The organism is Nocardia sp. NPDC004340, assembly GCF_053602575.1.
Map to the genome: position 1 here is coordinate 150,926 of NZ_JBSGDW010000001.1, position 24,606 is coordinate 175,531.

The 24,606-nt window shown below is 69.8% G+C and carries 19 protein-coding genes; 10 read left to right on the forward strand and 9 right to left on the reverse strand.

Going from position 1 to position 24,606, the window contains the following annotated elements; genetic code table 11:
- Positions 1-83: 83 nt before the first annotated feature.
- On the forward strand, positions 84-1,502 hold the full coding sequence (locus ACWEOI_RS00695; protein ID WP_433673238.1) for a metallopeptidase: 1,419 nt from the start codon (positions 84-86) through the stop codon (positions 1,500-1,502).
- Positions 1,503-1,523: 21 nt separating this feature from the next.
- On the opposite strand, the gene ACWEOI_RS00700 is transcribed toward ACWEOI_RS00695, so the two are convergent.
- Positions 1,524-2,873 carry an FHA domain-containing protein gene (locus ACWEOI_RS00700; RefSeq protein WP_433670780.1) on the reverse strand — a complete coding sequence of 450 codons (1,350 nt, stop codon included), beginning with the start codon at positions 2,871-2,873 and terminating at the stop codon, positions 1,524-1,526.
- Positions 2,874-3,015: 142 nt separating this feature from the next.
- On the opposite strand from ACWEOI_RS00700, the gene ACWEOI_RS00705 reads away from it, so the two are divergent.
- The 5 genes from ACWEOI_RS00705 to ACWEOI_RS00725 all read left to right on the forward strand — a co-directional run bounded on the left by ACWEOI_RS00705 (position 3,016) and on the right by ACWEOI_RS00725 (position 7,887).
- The gene (locus ACWEOI_RS00705) at positions 3,016-4,593 is read left to right on the forward strand and encodes a protein kinase domain-containing protein (RefSeq protein ID WP_433670778.1); all 1,578 of its coding nucleotides are present in this window, start codon (positions 3,016-3,018) and stop codon (positions 4,591-4,593) included.
- Positions 4,594-4,630: 37 nt separating this feature from the next.
- Positions 4,631-5,857, forward strand: a complete 1,227-nt coding sequence (locus tag ACWEOI_RS00710; RefSeq protein ID WP_452358585.1) for a DUF7373 family lipoprotein — start codon at positions 4,631-4,633, stop codon at positions 5,855-5,857.
- A gap of 34 nt (positions 5,858-5,891) precedes the next feature.
- Positions 5,892-7,100: a DUF7373 family lipoprotein gene (locus tag ACWEOI_RS00715; RefSeq protein WP_433670775.1), complete on the forward strand. Its 1,209-nt coding sequence runs from the start codon at positions 5,892-5,894 to the stop codon at positions 7,098-7,100.
- Positions 7,101-7,204: 104 nt separating this feature from the next.
- Positions 7,205-7,534 (forward strand): WXG100 family type VII secretion target, encoded by a 330-nt coding sequence (locus tag ACWEOI_RS00720; protein ID WP_452358586.1) that lies wholly within the window; start codon positions 7,205-7,207, stop codon positions 7,532-7,534.
- Positions 7,535-7,584: 50 nt separating this feature from the next.
- Positions 7,585-7,887 (forward strand): WXG100 family type VII secretion target, encoded by a 303-nt coding sequence (locus ACWEOI_RS00725; protein WP_452358587.1) that lies wholly within the window; start codon positions 7,585-7,587, stop codon positions 7,885-7,887.
- Between the two features lie 61 nt (positions 7,888-7,948).
- Here the strand turns inward: ACWEOI_RS00725 and eccCa are convergent, their stop codons facing one another.
- Positions 7,949-11,980, reverse strand: coding sequence for a type VII secretion protein EccCa (gene eccCa, locus ACWEOI_RS00730; RefSeq protein WP_452358588.1), 4,032 nt, complete (start codon positions 11,978-11,980; stop codon positions 7,949-7,951).
- A gap of 69 nt (positions 11,981-12,049) precedes the next feature.
- On the opposite strand from eccCa, the gene eccD reads away from it, so the two are divergent.
- Positions 12,050-13,510, forward strand: a complete 1,461-nt coding sequence (gene eccD, locus ACWEOI_RS00735) for a type VII secretion integral membrane protein EccD (protein ID WP_452358589.1) — start codon at positions 12,050-12,052, stop codon at positions 13,508-13,510.
- A 12-nt stretch (positions 13,511-13,522) separates the two neighbouring features.
- Positions 13,523-14,950 carry a type VII secretion-associated serine protease mycosin gene (gene mycP / locus ACWEOI_RS00740; RefSeq protein ID WP_452358590.1) on the forward strand — a complete coding sequence of 476 codons (1,428 nt, stop codon included), beginning with the start codon at positions 13,523-13,525 and terminating at the stop codon, positions 14,948-14,950.
- Positions 14,951-14,952: 2 nt separating this feature from the next.
- On the opposite strand, the gene eccB is transcribed toward mycP, so the two are convergent.
- On the reverse strand, positions 14,953-16,440 hold the full coding sequence (gene eccB, locus ACWEOI_RS00745) for a type VII secretion protein EccB (protein ID WP_452358591.1): 1,488 nt from the start codon (positions 16,438-16,440) through the stop codon (positions 14,953-14,955).
- 109 nt (positions 16,441-16,549) lie between these two features.
- Here eccB and eccE point away from each other — a divergent pair, with 109 nt between their 5' ends.
- Complete coding sequence (gene eccE / locus ACWEOI_RS00750; protein WP_452358592.1) at positions 16,550-18,211, forward strand: type VII secretion protein EccE; 1,662 nt, start codon at positions 16,550-16,552, stop codon at positions 18,209-18,211.
- Here the strand turns inward: eccE and ACWEOI_RS00755 are convergent.
- The 3 genes from ACWEOI_RS00755 to ACWEOI_RS00765 all read right to left on the reverse strand — a co-directional run bounded on the left by ACWEOI_RS00755 (position 18,208) and on the right by ACWEOI_RS00765 (position 21,058).
- Complete coding sequence (locus ACWEOI_RS00755; RefSeq protein WP_433670761.1) at positions 18,208-18,771, reverse strand: NAD(P)H-dependent oxidoreductase; 564 nt, start codon at positions 18,769-18,771, stop codon at positions 18,208-18,210. The genes eccE and ACWEOI_RS00755 overlap by 4 nt on opposite strands.
- 22 nt (positions 18,772-18,793) lie before the next feature.
- Positions 18,794-20,053 carry an NAD-dependent epimerase/dehydratase family protein gene (locus ACWEOI_RS00760; protein ID WP_433670759.1) on the reverse strand — a complete coding sequence of 420 codons (1,260 nt, stop codon included), beginning with the start codon at positions 20,051-20,053 and terminating at the stop codon, positions 18,794-18,796.
- A 189-nt stretch (positions 20,054-20,242) separates the two neighbouring features.
- Positions 20,243-21,058 (reverse strand): S-methyl-5'-thioadenosine phosphorylase, encoded by an 816-nt coding sequence (locus ACWEOI_RS00765; protein WP_452358593.1) that lies wholly within the window; start codon positions 21,056-21,058, stop codon positions 20,243-20,245.
- 95 nt (positions 21,059-21,153) lie between these two features.
- On the opposite strand from ACWEOI_RS00765, the gene ACWEOI_RS00770 reads away from it, so the two are divergent.
- A complete protein-coding gene (locus ACWEOI_RS00770) occupies positions 21,154-21,507 on the forward strand; it encodes a metal-sensitive transcriptional regulator (protein WP_433670755.1) in 354 nt (117 codons plus the stop codon).
- A gap of 15 nt (positions 21,508-21,522) precedes the next feature.
- Here the strand turns inward: ACWEOI_RS00770 and ACWEOI_RS00775 are convergent, their stop codons facing one another.
- From ACWEOI_RS00775 to ACWEOI_RS00785, 3 genes are all read right to left on the reverse strand, one after another.
- Positions 21,523-22,533, reverse strand: a complete 1,011-nt coding sequence (locus ACWEOI_RS00775) for a nitrilase-related carbon-nitrogen hydrolase (RefSeq protein ID WP_452358594.1) — start codon at positions 22,531-22,533, stop codon at positions 21,523-21,525.
- 79 nt (positions 22,534-22,612) lie between these two features.
- A complete protein-coding gene (locus tag ACWEOI_RS00780) occupies positions 22,613-23,605 on the reverse strand; it encodes an AraC family transcriptional regulator (RefSeq protein WP_452358595.1) in 993 nt (330 codons plus the stop codon).
- 101 nt (positions 23,606-23,706) lie between these two features.
- On the reverse strand, positions 23,707-24,561 hold the full coding sequence (locus ACWEOI_RS00785; protein ID WP_452358596.1) for a nitrilase-related carbon-nitrogen hydrolase: 855 nt from the start codon (positions 24,559-24,561) through the stop codon (positions 23,707-23,709).
- Between the last annotated feature and the right edge of the window lie 45 nt (positions 24,562-24,606).

Genomic DNA, 24,606 nt, shown 5'->3' on the forward strand with positions numbered 1-24,606 from the left:
GCGAGGGAGAACAGGTGGGGAGAGGCCGGGGGGAGGCGGTGCGCACGCGCCGGTCCACGGGGATTCGCCGTGTATTCGTGACGCTGGGCGTAGTGCTCGTGGCGGTCGCGCTCTTGTCCGGATGTACACGAAATATTCACGGCCGGGCCGTATCGATCTACGACGACCCGTTCAAGGTGGCCGGTCTGCCTACCACCGGCGGTCCCAGCGGCCCCCGCTCCGGGGCCCCGGATTCGACGCTGACCGCGGAGAACTCCGACGGCGGCAGCATCGACAAGCTGGTGCTCAACGCGCTCGACGACATCCAGACCTATTGGCAGGGCGAGTTTCCGCGCGAGTTCGGCGGCGCCTTCACGCCGGTGGACCATTTCATCTCCTGGAACGCCAAGACGCCGCGCTCGCAGGCCGGGCAGTTCTGCGGCGAGACCAGCTACCGGCTCGTGAACGCCGCCTACTGCCGGCTGGACGGTTCGGTGGGCTGGGATCGCGGGGTGCTGCTGCCCGCGGTGGCCGACGAGTTCGGGAAGATGTCGGTGGTCATGGTGCTCGCCCACGAGTACGGGCACGCCATTCAGGAGATGGCCAAACTGGTCGGCCGCCGCACCCCGACCATCGTCAAGGAGCAGCAGGCGGATTGCTTCGCGGGCGCGTTCATCCGGAATGTGGCCGAGGGCAAGGCCCCGCACTTCACGATCAACACCTCCGACGGTTTGAACGCGGTGCTGGCCGCGACCGTCGCCTTCCGCGACGCCGATCCCGACGATCCGCAGAGCGTGCACGGTTCGGCGTTCGAGCGGGTGACGGCCGTGCAGATCGGCTTCACCGACGGGGCCAAGGGCTGTAAGGCCATCGACCAGAACGAGATCGACCGCCGCCGCGGCGATCTGCCGCAGACCCTCGGCAACGACGCCAATCACGGCCAGTCCGAGGTGACCCAGTCCAGCTTGCAGGAGCTGGCCAAGGCGATGGCGACCATCATGCCGGTGCGCGCCGAGCCCGAATACGGCTACGACACCGCGAAGCTGAACTGCCGCAACGGCGCCGACACCGTGCCGGTCACCTACTGCCCGGCCACCAATCGGATCGGCACCGATGTGCCCGCGCTGCACGACCGCGGCGTCTCCAATGCCGACGACCAGGACGCCTTGCCCGCCAATGTGACCGGCGACTTCACCGCGTACATCGTCTTCATCTCCCGCTACACCCTCGCCGTGCAGCACGCCGCCGGACTGCCGTTGAAGGGCGCGAAGACCGGCCTGCGCGCGGCCTGCCTGTCCGGGGTGATCTCCGGGAAACTGGCCGACCCGAGCCGCAAGGCGTCCGGCGGCATCTCGCTGTCCGCGGGCGATCTGGACGAGGCGGTCTCCGGCCTGCTCACCGACGGCCTGGCCGCCAGCGACACCGACGGCAAGACGGTGCCCAGCGGCTTCTCCCGGGTGGACGCCTTCCGCGCGGGCGTGCTCGGCGCCAATCAGGAGATCTGCTACTCCCGATACACCTAGGGGCGCGGGAGTTCTCGCGTCCTACCCGAAGGGCGGCGGCGCGACCGGCTCCAACCGCAGCACCCGGTTGCCCAGCATGATCTCCGCGCCCGGCACCAGGGTGAACGGCTGATTCGGTTGCAGCCGAACCCAATCGCGATATCCGGGCGGGCGCACCCGGGTGCCGTTGGTGGAGCCGCGGTCGACGATGGTGACATCCCAGTTCACCAGCCGGATCTCGGCGTGCGCCCGGGACATGCCGCCGGAGCTGTCGTCGATGCGCAGCGGCAGCAGGCCCGCGCGGGCCGGTTCGGACAGTTCGGGATCGCGGCCCACCACGGCGTCGGCCGCCAACATGAAAGTCATGCCGTCATCGAGCACCAGCATGCCCAGCGGCGGCCGGATCACCTCGGACACGTGCTGGGTCTGATCCACCGGCATGCCGCACACGGTGCAGAAGGCGGCCCGCGGATCGCTGGGATGCGCACGCGCGCATTTGAATCCGAGCACCTTCGCGGTGAGCGCGGTCGCCTTGGCGGTAGCCTCGAGCCGTCGCTGCAGGTCCGGATCGGGTTTGGGCGCGGGGTTGGTGCCGCTCAGCTCGCTCGCTCCGCCCATCTCGGTGGGCGCGTGGTGCAGATCCGGCGTCGCCGGAATGCCCTCGGTGACCGGGTCCGCCGGGGCGGGATCCAGGTTCGCGGGAATCCGATTGGAGGTGCGGGTCGGGATCAGGTCCGGGTCCACCGGCGGCGGTTCGGGTTCGGGATCGCGTTCGGCGTCGAAGGCGGCCGTGGGCGGCGGCGGTTCCGCGGCCCGGTGCCGGGCCCCCGCCGGACGCGCCGGGGTGCGTGACACCACCGGTTCGCCCTCGAACCACACCACCGCGCCCGCCGCGGGCGCGAGTCCCTCCACGAGCGAGCCGATTCCGCGCTCGGGCAGTTCCGGCGCCCGCCGCCGCGGTTCGTCGATGAACAGGGCCGCGGCCCGCGCGGGCGGCGCGGCGACCCGGTCCACGGTGAAGGCGGCGTCGCTGCCGCGGTAGTACTCGACCGCTGTTCCGGCCAGCACGGCCGTCACCGATCCGTGCAGGAAGATGGCCAGTCCGCCGGTGTCGGCGGTGGACAGGATGCCGAATTCGATGGGCTGTCCGGGCGAGATCCGCTCGGCCTCCTTCATCAGCCAGCGGGTGGCCTGCCGCGCGATCTGCCGGCCCGGCCCGTCCGGGACCAGATCGGTGGCGTCGGCGACCAGGTCCCCGAGCGCCCGCACCGCCGTCACGGCCCGCGATTCGGGCGTGATCGCGCCCCGCTCCCGATGCGCGACCAGGATCACCGCTCCCGCCACCCGGCTCAGCGCATGGCCGCCCGCGACCACCTCGACCTGCCGATCCATCACGGGAACCGGCCCCCGGGAAGCACGCGACAGGGATCCTTCAGCACAGCCACCAGGTTACGTGCCCGTCCGGCACCGGCTACAGTCGCGGAGAGCAGCGGGGGGAGCCGCTGCGTCCGGCGAGGATCCAGGAGACGATGCGATGGCGATGAGTCCTGGCACCATCGTCGGCGGCTATCGGATCATTCGCGTGCTGGGTTCGGGCGGCATGGGGACCGTGTATCTGGGCAAGCATCCGGAGCTGCCGCGCATGGACGCGTTGAAGGTGCTCTCCGCCGAGCTGACCAGCAACGAGGAGTTCCGCGGCCGCTTCGAACGCGAAGCCAATGTGGTTGCGGGCCTGGACCACCCGAACATCGTCGCCGTGCACAATCGCGGCGAGGAGAGCGGGCAGCTGTGGATCGCCATGCAGTATGTCGAGGGCACCGACGCCTCGGCCGAGCTCAAGCGCGATCCGACCGCCATCCCGCCGCTGCGGGCGCTGTCCATCGTCACCCAGATCGGCCGCGGCCTGGACTACGCGCACCGGCGCGGCCTGCTGCACCGCGACGTGAAGCCCGCCAACTTCCTGCTCTCCACCGCCGCCGGTGAGGACGAGCGCGCCCTGCTGGCCGACTTCGGGGTCGCCAAGTCCACCGAGGACACCACCGAGCTCACCCAGACCGGAAGCTTCGTCGCCACCATCGCCTACGCGCCGCCGGAGCAGCTATCCGGGCTGCCGCTGGACCACCGCGCCGACATCTACAGCCTGGGCTGCTCCTTCTTCAAGTTGCTGACCGGCCGGAACCCGTATCCCGCAACGCAACCGGCGCTGGTCATGATGGGCCACCTCCACGAGCCGCCGCCGCGCGCCACCGATGTCGACCCGCATCTGCCCGCCGCGCTGGATCAGGTCTTCGCACGGGCGATGGCGAAGAACCCGGCCGAGCGTTTCAATTCCTGCCGCGAGTTCACCGAAGCCGCCACGGCCGCGCTGGTGCCGGGCTACAACCCGGTGTCCACCAATACTTCTCCGACCTATCCGATCCAGATCGCGCCGCCGGGCATGCTCCCGGGCGGTGCGACCCAGAGTGGCATACCGGTGTCCGCGTCCGAGCCCACCGAGCTGGAGCTGGTGCGGCCGCCGCGCAATCGGACCCGGATCTACCTGGGTATCGGTGCGGCGACGGTGGCGGCCGCGGTGGCCGTCGGCATCGGCATCGTCGCCAGCGGCGGCAGCGAGACCGGTTCCGCCGCGACGACTTCCGCCGGCGCGGCCCCGGCCGCGAACACGGTCCCGAACTCGGTGGACCAGGCGCGCAAGGACAATCCCGCGTTCCAGGGCAAGTCCGTCACCCTCGTCGACGTGACCGGCGACGACTACAACACCAAGTACAGCATCTACCTGACCGGCAGTGATCAGGCGAAATACCTGGAGAGCCTGGGCTTCGTCTACAACGCCCAGTACCAGCCCGAGGCCGGGGAGACCTCCCCGCGCCCCTCCTCCGGGTGGGGCTCGTTGAAGGTGACCGACAACTCGTACGTCATCGCGGTCCGCAGCGACGCGAAGGCGGGCGGCGGCGGCCTGCTCGGCCTGCCCAGCGAGATCACCAGCTCCCGCGCCATCGTGGTGCCGGTCGACGACGCGTCCGCGGTCGCGGCGATCCGCAGTTGGACCCCCGAATCCGGTCCGGCCCTGCTCACCAAACTGGTACCGGTCCTGCACAACCGGATCAAGTAGGGTTTTGCGCGTCAGTCAGCTCTGGGGAGGGGAACCCATGCGCCAGCGCGTGCGCGCAGCCATGTCCGCGGCTTTCGCCGTCACGGTGGTGATGACCGCCGCCTGCGGCTCGGATCCGGGGCCCACCGCCCCCGCCGAGCCCGTCATCGACCTGGCCAAGCTCGATACCGGGAACCTGATCACCCAGCCCAAGAAGTACGACAAGGCCGAGAGCAAGGAACTCGGCCGCGCCGTGCAGGCCGAGCGGCTGGCCAACTACCTGCCGCTGCCCTCGGAGATCAACCCGGCGGTCAAATATCCCGCGGCCGCGGTGAACGGCGCGATCCGCCCGTTCATCGATTTCGGTTCCAGCGCCATGAAGATCCGCACCAATGCCAAGGCCGCCGACCTGCGGGCCGCCGCGCCGGGCTTCCTGTCCGGCTACGTCACCACCGGCAATTCCGACCGATCGGCGGGCCTGTCGTACGAGTTCGCGAACACCGTGCTGATCTTCACCGACGACGCGGCGGCGAAGGCGGCCGCGCAGGCGCTGGGCCAGGCCGATTTCGACGCCGCCCCGAGCGAGCGCCTGCACCTCGACAAGTACCCGGACGCGTTCGTCTACCTGGACAAGTCCTACGACTTCAACGCCACCGTCCGATCCTGGTACGCCACCGGCAGATTCGTCATCTTCGGCTACGTGTGGGACGACGTGATGGCGGAGACCAAGATCAGCGACCCGGCCGCGCTGCTGGCGCGGGTCCAGCTCGGCATCGACGTGATCCCGGGCGCGCTGGCGAGGTTCCCGGCCGTCGCGCCGGATCAGCTGACCGAGCAGCCCGTCGACCTGGACGGCGTGCTCGGGCGGACGCTGCGCACCGTCGTCGACGATCAGTCCGAGCGCGGCATCCCCGGCGTCTACGACCGGCACGGCGGGCTCCAGATCTTCCCCGGCGACGACAACGCCGCGCTGTTCGAGAAGGCGGGCGTGGACCGGGTGGCGTTCAACGGCGGCTACGTCTTCCGCGCCCGCGACGCCGCCGGGGCCGCGGACATCGTGGCCGAGCGCGCCCGCACCTCGCGCACCTTCCGGCCCGCCGACTCCCCCGCGAACCTGCCGAATGCCCAGTGCCGCAAGTACACCGGGCCGCAGCGCTTCTCGATCGCCTACTACTGCTACGTCACCCACGGCCGCTTCGCCGGGGAGGTGGCGGCGAGTCAGTTGCTCGATGCGCAGCAACGGATCTCGGCGCAGTACGCCCTGTTCGTCAATGCGGAAAAGTGATCGGGAGGGGACGGGAATGATCTCGCGTTTTCGAATGACCGCTCTGCTCGCGATCACCGCGGCGGCGGTGGCGGGCTGCGGTTCGGCCGTCACCGGCACGGCGACCCCGGGTGAAATCGATATCCGCACACTGGATGTCGGCAAGTACTCGACCCTGCCGATGGACCTGCGCTACGAGTACAACCCGCGCATGCGGCTGGCGATCGAGCTGGCGACGCAACGCCTGGCCGACCACGTGGTGAACGGCGCCGACATCGACCCGGCCTTCACCTTCGGCACCGGCGCGGTATCGATGATCAGTACCGAGACCGCCACCCGGGTGCTGGCCGACGTCACCGCGCCGGTGCTCGACGCGAACAAGATGATGTTCGGGCTCTCGGTGGGCCACACCGACAAACAGCCCGACAAGTCCGGCAAGACCGTGGAGGGCAGTTCCTTCACCACGGTCACCGTCCTCCAGTTCCGCGACGCGGCGACCGCCGCCAAGGCCGCCACCGAGTTGGACGAGGCCGACTTCGCGGTGGCCCCGGACGTCAACGAACGGGTCGCGCTGCCGAAATATCCCGACGCCCACACGCATTGGCGGCCCGGCGTCGCCAGCATCGGATCGACGATCGCGCACGGCAATTACGTCGTGAACGCCTATGTCGGTGTGCCGGATCCGGAGCTGCCGAAGCTGACCGCGCTCGCCACGAAGGTCCTCGACGCGCAAGTTCCGCTCCTGGATTCCTTGCCGCCGTTGACTCCGGAGGGCGTGCTGCGCCTGCCGTTCGACGCGGACCACATGCTGCGCCGCACCCTCAATCCCGGCGACAGTTTCCTCCCCGATTTCCAGACGCTGGCCGTGGCCGAGCCGCGCGGCTTCCTGCATCGGGTCGCCGATCAGGCGTATTGGCGGCGGGTCGTCACCGACACCGGAATCGATCGTTACTCGATCGCGGGCGCAAGCTACGACGGTCCGGCCATGCTCTTCCGCACCCGGGACGCGCAAGCCGCGAAACAACTCGCCACCGCCGTTCTCGAACACGGCTATTCGGGCGTCGCGGACGCACCGGCCGGATTCCCGGACGGGAAGTGCGGACAATCCGCCGACGCTCCGGCCTCCAGTCTCACCCGCGCCAAACGCTTCCGGTGCACGGTCAGCTATCGCCAGTACACCGCCGTGGTGGACTCCGATCAGATCTCCGACGCCCATCAGCGGGCCGCCGCCCAATACGCATTGTTCGCGAACAGCACCTGGTAGCAGCGGTGCGCTGCGCACAGCTGCGCACGGGGTGGAACCGGCGGGGCGTGACCGACGTCCAATCACCAAGAGGTCGTCCGCCCCGCGAATCGGAAGGAGGCACCGTGGCCGGTGCATTCGAAGCCAGTAATGAGCTCATCCAGGCCAAGGCCCAGGAGTTCCAGAAGACCCACGACATGCTCATGCACTCCATCGCCGATCTGAAGCGCGACGAGGACAATATGGTCGCCGGCTCGAATTGGCGGGGCGGCGCGGCCGACGCGTTCAACGCGTTCATGCGGCGCTACTACTTCCAGGCCGACAAGCTCAACGACAAGCTCATGCACACCGCCGAGACACTGATCAAGGTCGGCTCGAATTACGAAGAGCACGAGAAGGATTACGAATCCAAGGTCAACGCCCAGATCACGAGCCTCGACCTCCCGGCTGTCTAGCCACTCGGCCACCCCTCGTTCTTTCCGGACAATTGGCAAAGGAGTTCACCATGGCAGCAGTCGACGGCCAGATCATCTCCGCCCATTTCGAGGGCGTCGCCGACGGCGCGAATTCGATCCTCCGCCGCGCGGAGGCCATCCGCGACCAGCTCGAGGCCTTCCACCGCACCGTGGAGGAGTTCGTGCGGAACAACTGGAAGGGTGACGCCAACGACGCGTTCGCCGACCTCCAGCGCCTGTGGAACCAGCACGTCCTCCAGCTCAACACCACCTTGAACGGCGCGGCCACCCTGGTCCGCACCGGCAATGCCGAACTCCAGGCCAAGGACACGGCCCTCGCGAGCCTCTTCTGAGAATTCACAACACTTTCCGGAGAGCGGGCCCGGGCAGTGCGCCCGGGCCCGCTCTCCGTGATCACGGCTCCGCGAGTGGCAGCCAGTCGGTTTGGATGAGGCCCTCGCCCGCGCGGGTGCCGTAGGTGCCGCGGCCCGGGGGCATGAGGACGGGGCGGGTGTTGCCGAAGAGGACGCCCTCGTCGCGGCCGCAGCTCATGATGAGGGACGCGGAGTTGAGTTCCTTGAGGCGGTTGAGGGTGGCCTCGTACATGGCCCGGCCCGCACCGCCGGAGCGGCGGGCCAGGATCAGGTGGAAGCCGAGATCGCGGGCGTGCGCGAGGTGGTCGACCAAGGCGTGCAACGGGTTTCCGCTGGCATTGGCGACCAGGTCGTAGTCGTCGACGATGACGTACAGTTCCGGGCCCTGCCACCAGGATCGGTCCTTGAGCTGCTGTGGGGTCACGTCGGGTCCGGGCATGCGCTGGGTGACGTAGGCGGCCAGGTCGGCCATGTTCCGGGTGAACTGCGGCGCGGTGGTGCCGTACCCGGCGAGGTAGCCCTGCGGGACGGTGCCGAGCATGGTGCGCCGGTAGTCGCCCATGATGATGCGCGCCTGATCGGTGGTGTTGGCCGCGCAGATGGACTGCGTCAGTGACCTCAGCACGGTGGTCTTGCCGCATTCGGAGTCGCCGATGATCACGAAGTGCTGGCTCGTCGCGAGATCCAGGAACACGGGGGCCAGCTGCGCCTCGTCGATGCCGAGCGGGAAGCTGAGGCACGGCCGGGAGCGGTCCACGGTCGCGGGCCAGTCTCCCGCCGCTCGCAGCAGGTCCGCGCGCGGCAACCGCTCGGGCAGCATGCGCACCGCGGGCGCGGATCGCCCCGGAGTCAGCTGTGCGATGACCGAAACGGCCTGCGCCACTCCGGTTCCCAGCGATGCCGGGTCCGGGTCGCCGTCCACCCGAGGGAGCGCGGTCAGCATGTGCAGCCCGTCGGCGGTCATGCCGCGCCCCGGACGGCCCATGGGCACCAGCGCCGCGAACTTGCGCCCGAGGTCCGAGTCCATCGAGTCGCCGAGCCGCAGTTCGACGCGCGTGCCGATCTGATCCTTGAGCGCGGGCCGTGCCTCGGCCCAGCGGTTGAGCGACACGACGATGTGCACACCGTACGAAAGCCCCTGCGCGGCAAGGTTCATGACCGTCTGGTCGAGCAGTTCGAATTCCTGCCGGAACGCGCCGTACCCGTCGATCACCAGGAATACGTCCCCGAACGGGTCCTCCGACACGCCCGCCGCGGCCTCGCCGGCGTCCGGCCCGGTGGCGCGCAGCCGCCGGAACTCGGCCATGGATTCCACGCCCAGCCGCCGGAAGCCGGCCTCGCGGCGGCGCATGATGCCCACCATCTCGGCCACGGTGCGCCGCACCTGATCCGCCTCCATCCGGCTGGCCACCGCGCCCACGTGCGGCAGCCCGTCCAGGCCGACCATGGTGCCGCCGCCGAAGTCGAGCAGATAGAACTGGACCTGTTCGGCGGTGTGCGTCAACGACATCGCCATCACCAGCGCCCGCAGCGCGGTCGACTTGCCCGACTGCGGGCCGCCGACCACGGCAGCGTTGCCGCGCGATCCGGACAGGTCCACCACCATGGGATCACGGCGCTGATCATAGGGCCGGTCGACGATGCCGATCGGGGCGCGCAGGGCCGCCAGCGGGTTCCAGTCGCCGGTGAGGACGGACCGCGGCAGCAGCCGATCCAGGGTGGGCGCGTCGCCGAGCGGCGGCAGCCAGATCTCGTGGGCGGGCCGCCCGTGCCCGCGCACCCGCGACACCAGCATCTGGAGGTTGGAGATCTGGTCCGATTCGGCGGGCGCGCTCACCGGTTCCGGCCACTCCGGCAGCGGAATCCGGTCGGCGGCACGGAATTCCACGTGTGCCGCGCTGAACGGTCGCGCGGCCACGTCGACCTCGCCGGAGCGGGTCACCGTCCCGGCCTCGCGCCGCACCGCGCCACCGGTGTACGGCCCGGAGACATAGGCGGACTGGAACCGCTGGATCTCCCCGGCATCGGCTTTCAGGTAGCCGCCGCCGGGATTGCCGGGCAGGTTGTAGGCGTCGGGCACCCCCAACACCTGCCGGGATTCATTGGCGGAGAACGTCTTGAGGCCGATCCGGTAGGACAGGTGGCTCTCCAGCCCCTTGAGCCGACCCTCCTCGAGCCGCTGCGAGGCCAGCAGCAGGTGCACGTGCAACGAGCGCCCGAGGCGGCCGATCATGGTGAACAGGTCGGCGAAATCCGGGTGCTGTGACAGCAGTTCGGAGAACTCGTCGAGCACCACGAACAACGCGGGCACGGGGTCGAGGTCGGCTCCCGCCGCCCGGGCCCGCTCGTACTCCGAGACATTCGCGAAGTTCCCGGCCGCGCGCAGTAGTTCCTGGCGGCGGTTCAGCTCCCCGGCGAGCGCGTCGCGCATGCGGTCGACGAGGTCGGCTTCCTCTTCCAGATTGGTGATGATGGCCGCGACATGGGCCACCCCTTCCAGCCCGAGGAAGGTCGCGCCGCCCTTGAAGTCCACCAGCACGAAGTTGAGCTGATCGGGCGAGTGCGTGGCGATGAGCGAGAGCACCAGCGTGCGAAGGAATTCCGACTTACCGGAGCCGGTCGCGCCGATGCACAGCCCGTGCGGACCCATGCCACCCTCGGCCGCCTCCTTGATGTCGAGCACCACCGGCTGCCCGTCGGCCCCGATGCCGAACGGCACCCGCAGTCGTTCGCGGCCGTACCGCGGCCGCCATGCGGTCTCGGAAGTGAACGTTCCGAGATCGCCGAGTCCCAGCAGGTGCGCCCAGCTGGAGATCGCCTCGCCGTCGTCACCGCCGGTCTCGGCGACGCGCGGGGCCGGGGCACGGTAGGGCGCAAGCCGCCGGGCCGCCTGTTCCGCCTCGCGCGCGGTGATCCGGTCGATGACGGCGAAGCGCTCCATCACCCCGGACGGTCCGCGCCCGGCACATTCACCGTTCTCCACCACCATCTGGATGCCCCGGGAGGCAGCCAGCCGGGCCGCGTAGCCGCACAGGTCGACGACGGTGACGCCCTCGAACCCGTTCTCGCGCAGCGGATCTTCCTCGGCCTCGAGCAGTCCGCCGTCGACCACCAGCACGATCTGGGCGAGCCCCGGGTCTGCGGGCTGGTTGCGGGAGTACCGAACCCGATTGTGCAGCAGCGGATTCAGATCGGCATGGGCCTCAAGAATGGACCCGTAGACCATGCGCCCGCTGCCCACCCCGTCCTGGGAGTCGGGATGCTGGCTGTGCGGCAGCCATTTGGTCCATTCCCATTCCCGGACCGTGTCGGGTCCGCAGACCACGGCGATCAGCACCTGGTCAGGGCCTTGGAACATGGCCAGTTGCAGGAGCATGGCCCGGGTCATATCGCGGGCCTGGGCGCGGTCGCCGGTGAGCTGGACGGCGGCGAAGCCCTTCACGGCGAGGGCGGTCGGCAGGTCGGGGACGGTGGCGTGGGTGCGCACGAAGCGCCGCAGCGAGACCGCGGCGATGGGTTCGAGCTCTTCGATGGGCCCAGTTTCCGGGGCGACCAGTCTCGTAGCAAGTCTCTGGCTACCGAGCCCGATACGGGCGTGACAGAAGTCCTTGTCCCCCGGCCGGCGCTCCCACATCCGCGCGGTCCCGGCCAGCATCCAGATCAGCCCGGGCTCGGGATGACTCCATTCGACGGCCGCCCGCTGCTGCCCGGCCGTCACCTCCACATCCCGCCGCACCTGATCGAGATAGCGCAGATAGTCCTTGCGGTCCTCGTCGGCCTCGGCCGCCTTCTGCCCCTTGCCGCCCTGCCCCGCATACATCCCGACCATGGAGAACACCATCATCATCGGGAACATGAGGCTCATCGGATTGGACGCGGCACCGCCGCCGGAGGTGAACAGCAGCACCACCATGCCGAGCATGCCGACGCCCATCACCACCGGCATCAGTTTCGCGAAGAGGTTCGCGGGCACCGCTCTCGGGATCTCCGGCGGCGGCTGCAGCGTGACTTCGCCGCCGGGCGAACGCGGCATCTCCCGGCGCGGGCGGCGGTGGAACCGTACGGTGCTCATCGCGGAAATTCCCCCGGTGTTCGGGCCGTCAGTGTACGGACGGCAACCATCATGCCGTACAGTGCGGGCGTGACGCACTCGCGGACGGATCACCTCGAGGACTTCCGCGGCACCGTGCGCGCGCCGGATCTGGCGCGAGTCACCATTCTGGCCAAGCACACTCAGGTCGACATGGCCATTCCCGTCGATGTGCCGGTGGCCCTGATCATTCCGAGCGTGGTCGACATGGTCGATCTGCACAACCGCGCCAACGACTTCGACCTCGACGGCGAGCAGATCGAGCCGCACGACTGGGTGCTGGCTCGCGTCGGGCAGCCGCCCTTCTCCAATTCCCTGAGCCTGGGCGAACAGGGCGTGCGCGACGGCGAACTGCTCATGCTGGAGAGCGCCGAACACAGCGCGCCCGCACCGCTTTTCGACGACATCATGCACAACGTCGCCATCGCCGACGCCGACCACTTCCGCGGCTGGTCGCCGCGGACCGCCCGGCTGACCGGCGCGGTCCTGGCGGTCGCCATCATGCTCACCGGATGCTTCGGCCTGCTGGCCGCCTCCGACGCCATTCCGGCCTGGATCACCGCCACCGTGGCCACCGCCGTCACCCTGCTGCTGGTCACCGCGAGCACCGTGCTCGCCCGCATGTACCGCGACCGCACGAGCGCCCTGGTACTGGGCGGCTGCGCGCTGCCGACCGCGTTCACCGCCGGCCTGCTGTTCGTCCCCGACCACTACGGCTGGGCCAACGCGCTTCTCGGTTCGGTGCTGGCGGGTGCGACCGCCCTGCTGACCTGGCGGGTGACGGGCGTCGGGCCCGGATTGTTCATCGGCGCCGCGACACTGGCCGTCTTCGCCATCCCGGCCACCCTGGTCGGCCTGCTCATCGATCTTCCGCCGCATGCCATCGGCGGCGGTGTCGCGGCGGTCGGCCTGGCCGGATTGTCGCTGGCCCCAAGGCTCTCCATGCTGCTGGCCCGGTTGCCGCTGCCGCCGGTGCCCGCGCCTGGCACCCCCATCGATCCCACCGAGGACGATCCCGACGACCACCGCGCCCTGCCTACCCTGGAGGCGCTGCGCGCGAAATCCGAACGGGCACGCGACTATCTGGCCGGTCTCGTCACCGCCACCACCTTCGTGGTCGTGGCCGGGGCGGTGGCGAGTGTGGATCCGGCTGCCGCCCGGCCGTTCTGGCCCGGCCTGGCTCTGGCCCTGGTGTGCGCGGCGGTCCTGATGTTCCGCAGCCGCACCTACGCGGGCGCGGAACAGGCCGTGGTTCTCATCACCGGCGGCGCGGCCGTCGTGCTGCTGGAACTGATCGGTGCGGCCCTCACCCAGCGGCAGCCGCTCACCGTATTCGGCGTGGCGCTCGCGCTTTTCGCGGCCGCGCTGGTGCTGGGCTTCCTGGTGCCGCGGCAGCAGGCGACCCCGCCCGTACTCCGTGCGGTCGAGTTGCTGGAGTACGGCTTCGTGGCGGCCGTTGCGCCGCTGGCCTTCTGGGTGACCGGCCTCTACGCCCTCGTGCGCGGACTGTGACAGCGGTCGGCCATGCAAGGTAGAGCGCTGAGCACCAGAACCTTCCGATTCGCAACGGCGGCTTCGGCACTCGCGCTGGGGGTGTCGTTCGGATTGGGCTCGGAACAGGGCGTCGCATACGCCGACCGGCCGCCGCCCATCGACGCGGGCCTGCTACCCCCGGGCGGCCCGGCCACCCCGCCGACGCAGACCGAGCATCCCGCCAACTCCCCCTGCTTCAGCACCCAGGCGGGCGGTGACGGTCCGACCGTCCCGGCCACCCAGCGCACCCTGGATCTGCCCCGGGCATGGCAATTCACTCGTGGCGCAGGGCAATTGGTGGCGGTCATCGACACCGGCGTGTCCCCGCACCCCCGTCTGCCCGGACTCATCCCCGAGGGCGATTACGTGGCCACGGGTGGCGACGGTACCGAGGACTGCGACGCCCACGGCACCATCGTGGCGGGCCTGATCGCGGCCACCCAGGTGGGCGGGCAGGGCTTCTCCGGGGTCGCGCCGGAGGCCCGCGTCATGACCATCCGCCAGACCAGCGCGCTCTACCAGGCCAAGAGCGCGGGCCGGGAGAAGGGTCCGGACGATATGCCCGACGGCTACGGCAAGATCTCCGCGCTGGCCTCGGCCGTGCGGCGGGCGGCCGACGCGGGCGCGCGGGTCATCAATATCTCCCTGGTCGCCTGCCCCACCGCCGAACCGGCGAGCGCCGAGATGGGCGCGCTGGGCGCGGCCGTGCAGTACGCGGCGGTCCAGAAGGACGTTGTCATCGTGACCTCGGCGGGCAATACCGACACCTGCAAGGCGAGCAATCCCGGCCCGGATCCGGTGCACCCCGACCGCGATCCGTGGGAGCACGTCACGTCCTACGTGGTCCCGGCGTGGTGGGACGCCTACGTGTTGTCGGTGGGCTCGGTGGACGCCTTCGGTCAGCCGTCGAAGTTCACCGTCCCGGGTCCGTGGGTGGGTGTGGCCGCGCCGGGCGAGAACATCGTCTCGCTCGATCCCCGCGATACCGGGCTCACCACCGCGAAGGTGACCAATCAGGGGCAGGTGCTGCCCTACAGCGGAACGAGTTTCGCCGCACCGCAGGTCGCGGGTGTCGCCGCGCTGGTGCGGGCGCGGTACCCGGACATGCGGGCCGACGAGGTGATCGAACGGATCGAGGCCACGGCGCACGCCCCCGGTGAGGGCTGGAATCCGTACATCGGTTACGGCACGGTCGATCCCGTGGCCGCGCTGACCGCCGAGGTACGCAAGGAACTCCGGCCCAAGCACCCCGCCGACGCACGGGATCAGCAGCTCCCATTGCCCGAACCTGCTCCGGCGCCGGACAACACGGCACGCGATGTGGCGTTGATCGGCAGTGGAGTGGTGGCGCTACTACTGGTTCTGGGATTCCTCGCCTCGTTCCCGCTGCGCCGCAGGTTCGGCAACCGCGACAGCTGACGTCAGTTCGCGCTGGGCCCTCGCGTTTTCACCGGCTCCTCGGCCGGATTCGGGTCGGGCGCGACGCCGTCGTGGGCGACCATCGCACCCTCCCGGCTGAGGGCGGGCCCGGGCGCGAGCAGCCCGAGGATCGGCCACGGCACGGGCTCGGGCCGCACCTTCGCCGGATCCATCCCCAGGGCCTTGGCGGCGTCCAGATTCCGGATGCCGAACCGAACCCCGTAGTCGGACACGAAGAACAGGCTGTCCCGGCGCTGGCTGTCCGGCTCGATCCCGGTGGACCGCACGTACGCGCCCGCCCCCGGCTGCATATGGAAGCTGTCCACATTCGGCCCGGTGCCGTCGGCCTGCGCCAGCGGCACCGGCCGAGCGCGGTCGGGGATCGGGACGGCATGCCCGGTGAGCACGGACACTTCGGCGCGCCTGCTGCCGTCGGAGGTATCGGCGGAACCGACCGGCCGCCAGGACAGGCAGTCGACCGGCTGGTCCTTGCCGTCCACCAGAGTCGGGGCCTGCGCCGGATACGTCGACACCCGCAGCTCCGAGGAGACCGGCGCTCCCGTGCGATCGGCCTGTGCGATAAAGGTGTCGGCGACGCTGGAGCGGTAGGTATTGCGAATGATGTCGGCGGTCAGCGCCGACACCGGCTGTAGCCCGTCGGCCAGCACCGCGTAGTACTTGCCGTCGGTCCGCACCTGCACCACATCGCCGATGCGGTGGTCGCCGAGCGCGTACCCCGGTGCGGCCCCGGCATTCTCGATCAGCGGCGGAACCAGCGGCGGCACCTCCGGAATGGCGTCGAGCAGCCCCGCACTGATCGGCCGCGGCGTCTGCCCGCGCAGGTCCAGCGCGTCGACCACCGCGCGCTCGTCGAGATCGATCCGGGCGCGCTGATCGTCGTAGACCAGATACGTGTGATCGCGCCCCCGCACCAGCAGCGCCCGCCCCGGCTCCAGCGCGGAAGCCTTGTCCGCCAACGCCAATTCGCCGACCAGCACCGAACTGGTGAGGGTACGGCTGCCGTCGTTCGACAGCACGTCGCACACCGTCCAGGCGCGGCCGTCGCCTCCGGTGAACCCCAGGGAGGTCGGCGCGCCCGGAATGCCGAGCAGCTGGCCGCGTGGCTTCTTCGCCAGTTCGGATTCGTCGACGGTGGCCGGTTTGACCGCATCACCCGCCGCCAGCCGGGCCGAGGCCAGGTTCAGCGCCGGGTGCACCACATCGTCGAGCACCACGTAGACCGCGCCGCTGTCCTTGCCGATGAGGATCTTGGTGGACCCGATCCTGTCCTGCGGCCGCAGCAGAGCCAATACTCCGCAACCCGCCAGCGCGACACTCGCGAGGATCAGTCCGGCGAGGAAGGCGCGGGACTGGGAGCGCATGGGATCGTGCAGCATTCGCACATCCCGGCGGACCAGGGCGTGCTCCATGCGACGGACCAGGAAGCGGTAGCCGCTCACCTGCCATCGGGTCGTGGGTTTCGAAGGCATCCAAATCCCGTGGGGTCGTGTGCTTTCACCGGACGAAGTACAGTGACCTGGACATTCAATCGCACTCGGCCCGCGCGCGGGGCCGACATCGGAGAGCCGGGGATCGACGATGACGATCACATCCGGAGAGTCGGCGGGGCGGCCGTCGCGGTCCGGTCGAGGCGGGCGGCCGGGCCGGATCTCGGTGGCGAACCTGGTCTGGGCGCAGCTCGCCGGACTGGTCGTTCTGGTTGTCGCCATGGTGGGCGGACTGGCCTGGTGGGGTGCGCTCACCCTCGCCATAGTGGTCGGTCTGGTTCTACTGCTACCACTCGGCAAACGAACCCTGTCGGACTGGATCGCCACCCGCGGCCGATTCCGAGCCCGCCGCGGCCACCCGCCCGCCGACATCATCGACTTCCGCGCCCCCGACGGCCGTCCGCTCGGCCTCTACCGCGACGGCAGCCGCGTGGTCGCCGTCGTGGAGGTGCTGGCCCCGAAGGGCGGCCTCACCCGACTCGGCCGCGCCACCGTGCACGCCACCCACCTGCTGCCGCTGCCCGACATCGCGAAATGCCTGACCCAGCACGACATTCTGCTGTCCGGGATCGACATCGTCTCGCACGGCTTCCGTAGCCGCTCCGGGACGCCCGCGGGCGCCATCTACGAATCCCTGCTCGGGCCGCTCCCCGCCACCGCGCACCGCACGGTCTGGCTCGCCATCGCTTTCGATCCCGTCACCTGCCCCGACGCCGCGGCTCGGCGGGGCGGTGGACTGCCCGGCGCGTGCCGCGCGGTCACCATCGCCACCGAACGCGTGGTGCGGGTGCTGGAGGACGGCGGCTGCTCGGCCCGCCTGCTCACCGCCCCCGAGATCCGGCAGGCCGCGCTGCAGGTCACCTCAGGCGTGGACCCCGGGCAACTGACCCAGCGCTGGCGCTACGCCGAACTCGGCAACAGCGTGAACATCGGTGCCGCAGTGGATCCCCGGCAGCTGGCCTCGGATCTACTCGCCCAGCTCTGGGTCCCCGCCTCACGCGGCACCACGGTGGCCGTCAAACTGCGCCCGGGCCGCAGCACCGATACCGTGCGCATCGGCGCCGCCTGGCGGCTCACCGCCCAAGAACTGCCCGGGGAACCGGTGCGGCAGCACATGATCTCCATGAACGGCCGCCACCGCGAGGGCCTGCTCGCCCACCTGCCGTTCGCGGTGCCCGGCCTGGACGACACTGTGCCCGCGGAGCTCCGCGAGATCGACGAGCTCGGCGCACTGCACCTGCCCTCGGCGGGCTGCGGGCAGCTGCTCGGCTCCGACGAGGACGGCAACGGCGTCGCCGTTCGCCTGGTGGGCCAGGGCATTTCGAGCGTGTACGTGGCGGGCGAGCCGTATCTCGCACAACAGTTGATCTTCCGTGCCCTCGCCGTCGGCGAACGCGTCCTGATCCGCACCGACCGCCCCGAGGCCTGGCAGCAGCTGGTCGCCGCCATCGGCAACCCGGAACGCCTCGCCCTCGCCGTCGAAACCCACCAGTCCGACGCCGATTTCACCGCCACCCTCGTCGACGGGGTCCTCGCGCCCACCCCGCACGCGGGCCTGACCACCATCTACCTGACGAGCGATCCGCTCGGCTGGCCCGGCGCCGCGCCCGACCTGTCCGTCCACCAGCCAGGTGCGTCCGGGAACCGAATCATCCTGCGCACCGGCGCCACCGAGGTTCCGCTGACGCTGGTCTCCATCCCCCGCGAGTCCACCTACATCGGCCGGCCGCGCGCGGCCGCCGCCGCGCCCTAGCTCCCCGGATACGGATTCGTGGCGCGGGCGGTGCGCAGAGTCGCCGCCCACCAGGCGAGTTGACGCAGCATGCGGTCCGCGGCGTCGAGCGCGGCCCCGTCCCGGGTCTCCCCCTCGGCATCGAACTTGCGTTTGGCCTCATGGAAACTGACGGTCTCGCGCACGGAGACCATGTGGATCTCGGCGACCACCTGCCGCAACTGCTCCACCGCGCGCAGACCGCCGGACAGTCCGCCGTAGCTCACGAAACCGATGGGCTTGCCCCGCCATTCGCGCTTCACACTGTCGAAAGCGGTCTTCAACGACGCCGGATAGCCGTGGTTGTACTCGGAGGTGACCGCAACGAAGGCGTCCGCCGCCTCGACCCGCCGCTGGAAGGCCCGCACCTGGTCGTTCTCGGTGAGATCCACCGGCAGCGGGGTGTCCATCAGATCGATGACACCCACGTCGAACGCGGCGTCTGCGCGCGCCCGGCGCAGGAACCAGTCCGCGACCACCGGCGCGAACCGCTTGGGCCGCACACTGGCGACGATGACCTCGAGCCGGAGCGGGGTGTCCATGCCGAGAGCCTATCGGGCTCGGTCAGCGCCGCCCCGCGCCGCGCTTGGCGTACTCCGCAAGGCCTGCGGCGGGCGTGGTGGGAGCCGTGAAATCCAGGGCGTGCCGGGCTCTTTCCGGATGCGCGACCACATGCCGGACATCGGTGGCCCGGCACTGCCCGGTCACCACCGGCGACGGCCCGTCCACCGCCTTGGCCATGGTCGAGGCCACCTCCCACAAGGTCAGCGGCCGCCCCGAGGCGATATTCAAGGGCACGAAACCCGGCACCGGGCGTTCCACCGCGGCCACCGTTGCCAGCGCCGCGTCACGCACGTGCACGAAGTCCCGGACCTGCCCGCCGTCCTCGAACACCCGCGGCGGCCGGCCCGCCGCCAGTTCGGCCCGGAACCGCGCCACCACACCGGTTTCCGCGGACCGCACCCGCCGCCCGTCGGCCACCGCGTCGCCGTAGAGATTGTGGTAGCGCAGCACCGCGGCATTGCCCCCGGTATTGGCCACCCAGGCCAGCGCGTAATGCTCCTGCGCGACTTTGCTTGCCGCGTAAGCGCTCCGGGGCCGCAGCGGGGCGTCCTCGCCCATCGGCTCCCAGGTCAGCACCTCCCCCGACCGCGGTGCGCGATGATCGAACAGCCCCCGGTCCAGATCACCCCGCCGCCGCAGGCCCGGATAGAACGGCCCGCTGCGCAATCCTCGGTACCGGCCCTCGCCGTACACCGCGACCGAGGACCCGAGCACCAGCCGCGGCACGCCCTCCCGTTCCATGGCGGCCAGCAGCACGGCGGTGCCGACGTCATTGTGCGCGGCGTAGAGCGCGGCCCAGCGCATTCCTTCCGCCCCCGGCCTCTCGGTACCGCCCCGCCCTGATCCGACCGGAGCACGCACACACGGCCCGGCCCCATGTCCGGAATCCTCGCGCCCACGCTGCCCGTCCCCCGCCACCCTGCGGGAATGCCGGACATCCTGCGGGGCAGCCGGATTGGAGGGATCCCCGCGCACCGGCTCGATCGCGCCGCGCACATGCGGCAGCGGCACCGCGGTCGCGAGATGACAGACCGCGTCCACCTCGGCCAGCAGGGCTTCCAGCGCACCCTGATCACGGATGTCGATGCGCGAGACATTCTCCGGAACAACGGGATTCGGACCGTGCACGGTCTCGAGCAGGGCGTCGATGGCGATGACCTCGTGCCCCGCCGCCAGCAGGGCGCGATGGACATGGGAGCCCAGGTAACCGGCCGCCCCGGTCACCAGGACACGCAGGGGGTCACGACCGCCCGCCTTCATGAATCCAGCGTAGGGCATGGCCGGACGTAACCCGAAGGCCTATCGATGGATAGACGGTGTGGGGCAGCTGAACGCCACCCCGCGGATGCCGCCACGAGCAGGTGCAATGACGCACCACGGGGTACAACGGAGTACCCCGGCCGCTCGGGCGGCCATCACGCGTGACCGGCCGTCACGGCCGGGACCGCGTCAGGGCAGCTCGAACGGGAGCTGCACGCCGGTGCCGGTCAGCACGCGGCACTTGTCGCAGGCGTCATCGCCCTCGACGGCGGCGACGGCACGACGCACCATGGCCTTGAACGGCACCAGGTTGCGCTCGAACTCGGCGAACACGTCGGCGGCGCTGACGCCCTCGCCGGACTCCAGCCCGGCGTCCAGGTCGGTGACCAGAGCGATTGCGGAGTAGCACATTTCGAGTTCACGGGCGAGCACGGCCTCCGGGTGCCCGGTCATATTGACCAGCTCCCAGCCCTGTCCGGCGAACCAGCGGCTCTCGGCGCGGGTGGAGAAGCGCGGGCCCTCCACCACGACCATGGTGCCGTGGTCGTGCGCGGGCAGATCGTCGCCGATCGAGGCGATGGCGGCATTGCGCAGCTCGTCGCAGTACGGGTCGGCGAAGGACACGTGCACGCCGCCGGCGTCGTAGAAGGTCTGGGCGCGCCCGGAGGTGCGGTCCACCAGCTGGTCCGGCACGGCGATGGTGCCCGGCCCCCAGTCGGCGCGCAGGCTGCCGACGGCACAGGGACCGAAGATGCGACGCACGCCCAGGGTGCGCAGCGCCCACATATTGGCGCGGTAGGGCACGGTGTGCGGCGAGAACTCGTGCTTGCGGCCGTGCCGGGGCAGGAACGCCACCGAGCGCCCCTCCACCTGGCCGATGGTGATGGGCGCGCTGGGCGCGCCGTAGGGGGTCTCGATCTCGACCGTGGTCGCGTCATCGCCGAAGAAGTCGTAGAAGCCGCTGCCTCCGATGATGGCGAGCGATGCCCGTGCGTCCGAACTCATGCCCCCGATTCTTGCGCACGCGGCCGTGAGTGGTGGTAGCAGGGCGAAGCATGTACCCTAGGGGGGTATTTTCCCCGGGAGTGAGGACAGCGCAGGTGACCAACGACAAGATCGCGACCCAGGACGCCGCCGGGCACGACACCGCCGAGTCCTGCCACGACACCACCTCGCACGGCTATATCACCGCCAAGGACGACTACCTCAAGCGCCTGCGCCGCATCGAAGGCCAGGCCCGCGGCCTGCAGCGCATGGTCGAGGAGGAGAAGTACTGCATCGACATCCTCACCCAGGTGTCGGCCATGACCAAGGCGCTGCAGGCGGTCGCCATGGGGCTGCTCGAGGATCACATCAGCCACTGCGTGGTCGACGCGGCCGTCGCGGGCGGCCCCGAGGCCGAGGCCAAGATCAAGGAAGCCACCGACGCCATCGCGCGCCTCGTGCGCAGCTGACGGCTCTCGCGGCGCTCAGCAGGCCGCGGTGCCGCCGGGGTAGGCGCCCAGGGACGTCGTCGGGAGGGCCCAGCGATCGGGGCCCGACTGCCAGCCCGCGGCGACGCGACGGGAGCCGCGGCGGGTAGGGACGCTGTCCTTGCGGATGTTGTCCTTGCGGTCCCGGGTGGTGCGGACGGAGTCGCAGGGCTGATTGTCGGCGAGCGTCACGGCGATCTCGAGGTCCGCGTAGAGAATGCCCTCCTCGCCCACCGCGAGCGGGGCCACCACTTCGCCGCCGTCGGCGCCGTAGATGCGGGCGCATCCGGTGGGGCCGCCATTGTGGCACTGTGCGCTGCCCACGCCACCGAACGCGGCGTCACCGATCACGGCGGTGGGGGCGATCACGTACGCGCCGACCTCGAGCGCGTACATGCGGCTGAGCGTGGTGCTCGACTCCGGTCCGACCGCGTCGCCGTCGGGGCTGCCGGGCCAGGCGGCCACGTGGATCTGCTCCTCGTCGGCACGTAGCGCGCGGGTGAGCAGCGGCCGCTGATTCTCCTGGCCGGACAGCGCGCCGTACTTGCCGATCGGAGTGTGGTGCACCGCAGGCAGATTCGGAGTTCCGGACGCGAATATCTTGCGTTCCACGCTGTTCAGACCGGCTTTGCGGCGGACCGACAGCAACTGCCCGGAATCGTCGATCACGGCCTGCGACATATAGATTCGCCGTTCCTGGCGCTCACCGAATCCGAGTACGACATGAATGTCGTGTGCGGCGGCGGCAGCGGTGATCGCGCGCATTTCCGCGCCGTCCCGCGTCATCGAATTCTCGCGGCATCTGGTCGAGTATTCGACATTCCACTGATTGGTATCGATCCAACGCCACCACGGATAACCCGGGAGAAACGCCTCCGGGAATGCGACCAGCCGCGCCCCCTGTACCGCTGCCGCCCGGATCAGTTCGACGACCTGATCGACGCCGTCGGAGAGCCGCAGCCAGCTGGGTTCGGCCTGGACGGCGGCAACTCGCACCGTTGTCCTCATCGCTTTTCCCTCATGCACCAGGAGCCTTGCCAAGTTATAGCGATCGAACAATGGCGATGAGTGCCGAATGACCGACTGATCATGCCAGTGTGCGGAATGCTCCCGGAGTTGTGCCCATTTCCAAACGGAAGCTCCGATAGAAGCTACGCTCCGTGAGGAATCCCGCCGCTTTCGCTACCGCCGAAAGCGGCAACTGTGGTGCATTTCTCAGTAGGTCGCAAGCACGTTCGATGCGCATGCGGCGCAACACCGTTCCCGGTCCGCCCTCGAACTCACCGAACACTCGATACAGCGTACGCCGAGACATTCTGCAGCCCTCCGCGATTCGATCGACTCCGAGATCGGGATCGGCGCAGTGGTCGCGCATGTAGTTCAGGACCCGTTGCCGACTGAGCGCGTCCGCCGACTGGTCACGCGGCGTGCGGCCGGACGCGGCGATCGCGGCGGCGGCCAGCAGATCCATTCCGGGCGCGGACAACAGCGCGGCGCTATCGGGATCGGTGCGCTGCAATTCGGCCAGCCCACGAAAGAAGCCGGCCACGATTCCGGGCGCGGTGTTCGCCGAAAATACTGTCGCAGTGGGCAATTCGAGATTGTCGACCCCGTAGCGCTCACGTAGTCGACTGAGCGGGACCTGCACCACGACTTGCTCGAACCGCTCCGACGCGTCCCAGCGGTAGGGACGGGTGCTGTCGTAGAACACGATTCCGCCCGGACCGACATCGGCGACCCGATCGTCCTGGCACAAACGCGCGGTGCCGACGATCGGAATACTGGCGAGCAGATATTCGTCGGCGCTGCGGCCGATGAGTCCGCCGGTTCGGCGAATGGTTTGCGGCGTCGATCCGATTACCGACACATCCATCTCGCCGTAGCTCGTGGATTCGATATAACCTACAAAGCGACCACTCGGTATAGGTTCAACCGACAGCGGCACGTAGGAGGCACTCACCTGCGCCTCCCAGCGCTCGAATGCCTCCGACGGCGTCTGTTCCTGGCCGGACCGAACCTCGATCCGGTTGACCGGTGGTAACCCTTCCACTCCCCATCCCTCGATGACAATGGCGGCCACGTGTACGGCCGAATACTGGGGAGAGTGTGTCAGATCGGACGAATTCCGGCCAATGGGCCGAACTGGTACGAACCAGTAACCGGTACGGACCGGTTATCGAATCAGGCGGCGGACTCGAAGCTCAGATCGAGTTCCAGATCGGCGTACAGCAAACCCTGTTCGTGCCCGCCCAGAGGCGACGCCAGTTCCTCACCGCCCGGCGCGAAGATGCGCGCGTGCCCGCCCGGCCCCGGCACCAGCTGCTTGGCCGGCTCCGCGCCGCGGCGGCTCTCACTGCCCGCCACGTCCATCACCGAGCACGCCGCGATCACGTTCAGCTGCCCGACCACCGCGTACCAGAGCGTGGCCGCGTTGTTCACCCGCACGCCCCAGTCCACGTCCCGCGCCACGATGAAGCCCGGCCAGGACACCACGTGGATCTGTGCCCCGGTGCGCTCCAGCTCCCGCCGCGCGGGCAAATGCAACTGCTCGGAGCCGCCCTGCACCGCGATGCGGCCGATGCCGGTACGGAAGACCTGCGACTCGCCGGGCTCGCCGGAGCGGAAGATCTGGTGCTCCAACGGTGTCAGCTCGGGCTTACGGCGGACTCCGAGCAGTACCCCTCGGTCGTCGATGAGGCACTGGGACATGTACAGCCCGCTGCCACAGCGTTCGCTGAAGCCGAGCAGTACATGGATGCGATGCCGGCGCGCGGCATCGGCGATACGCCGGAACTCGGTGCGCCCCACCGTCATCGAGTTGGTGCGATAGCGCGCGAAGAAGCCCTCGCCCCAGCTCACCGATTCCAGCCACAGCCACCACGGGTAGCCGGGAAGGAAGGTCTCCGGGAAGGCCACCAGCTGTGCGCCACCCGCGGCCGCGTCCTCGATCAGCCCGATGGCCTGCCCGACTCCGGCGGGCAGATCCAGCCATCGCGGCTCGGCTTGGACAGCCGCGACTCGCACCTTCGTGGGCACCTCGGCTCCTTCGACGGATCGGATGATGTGCAATCACCCTTCGCC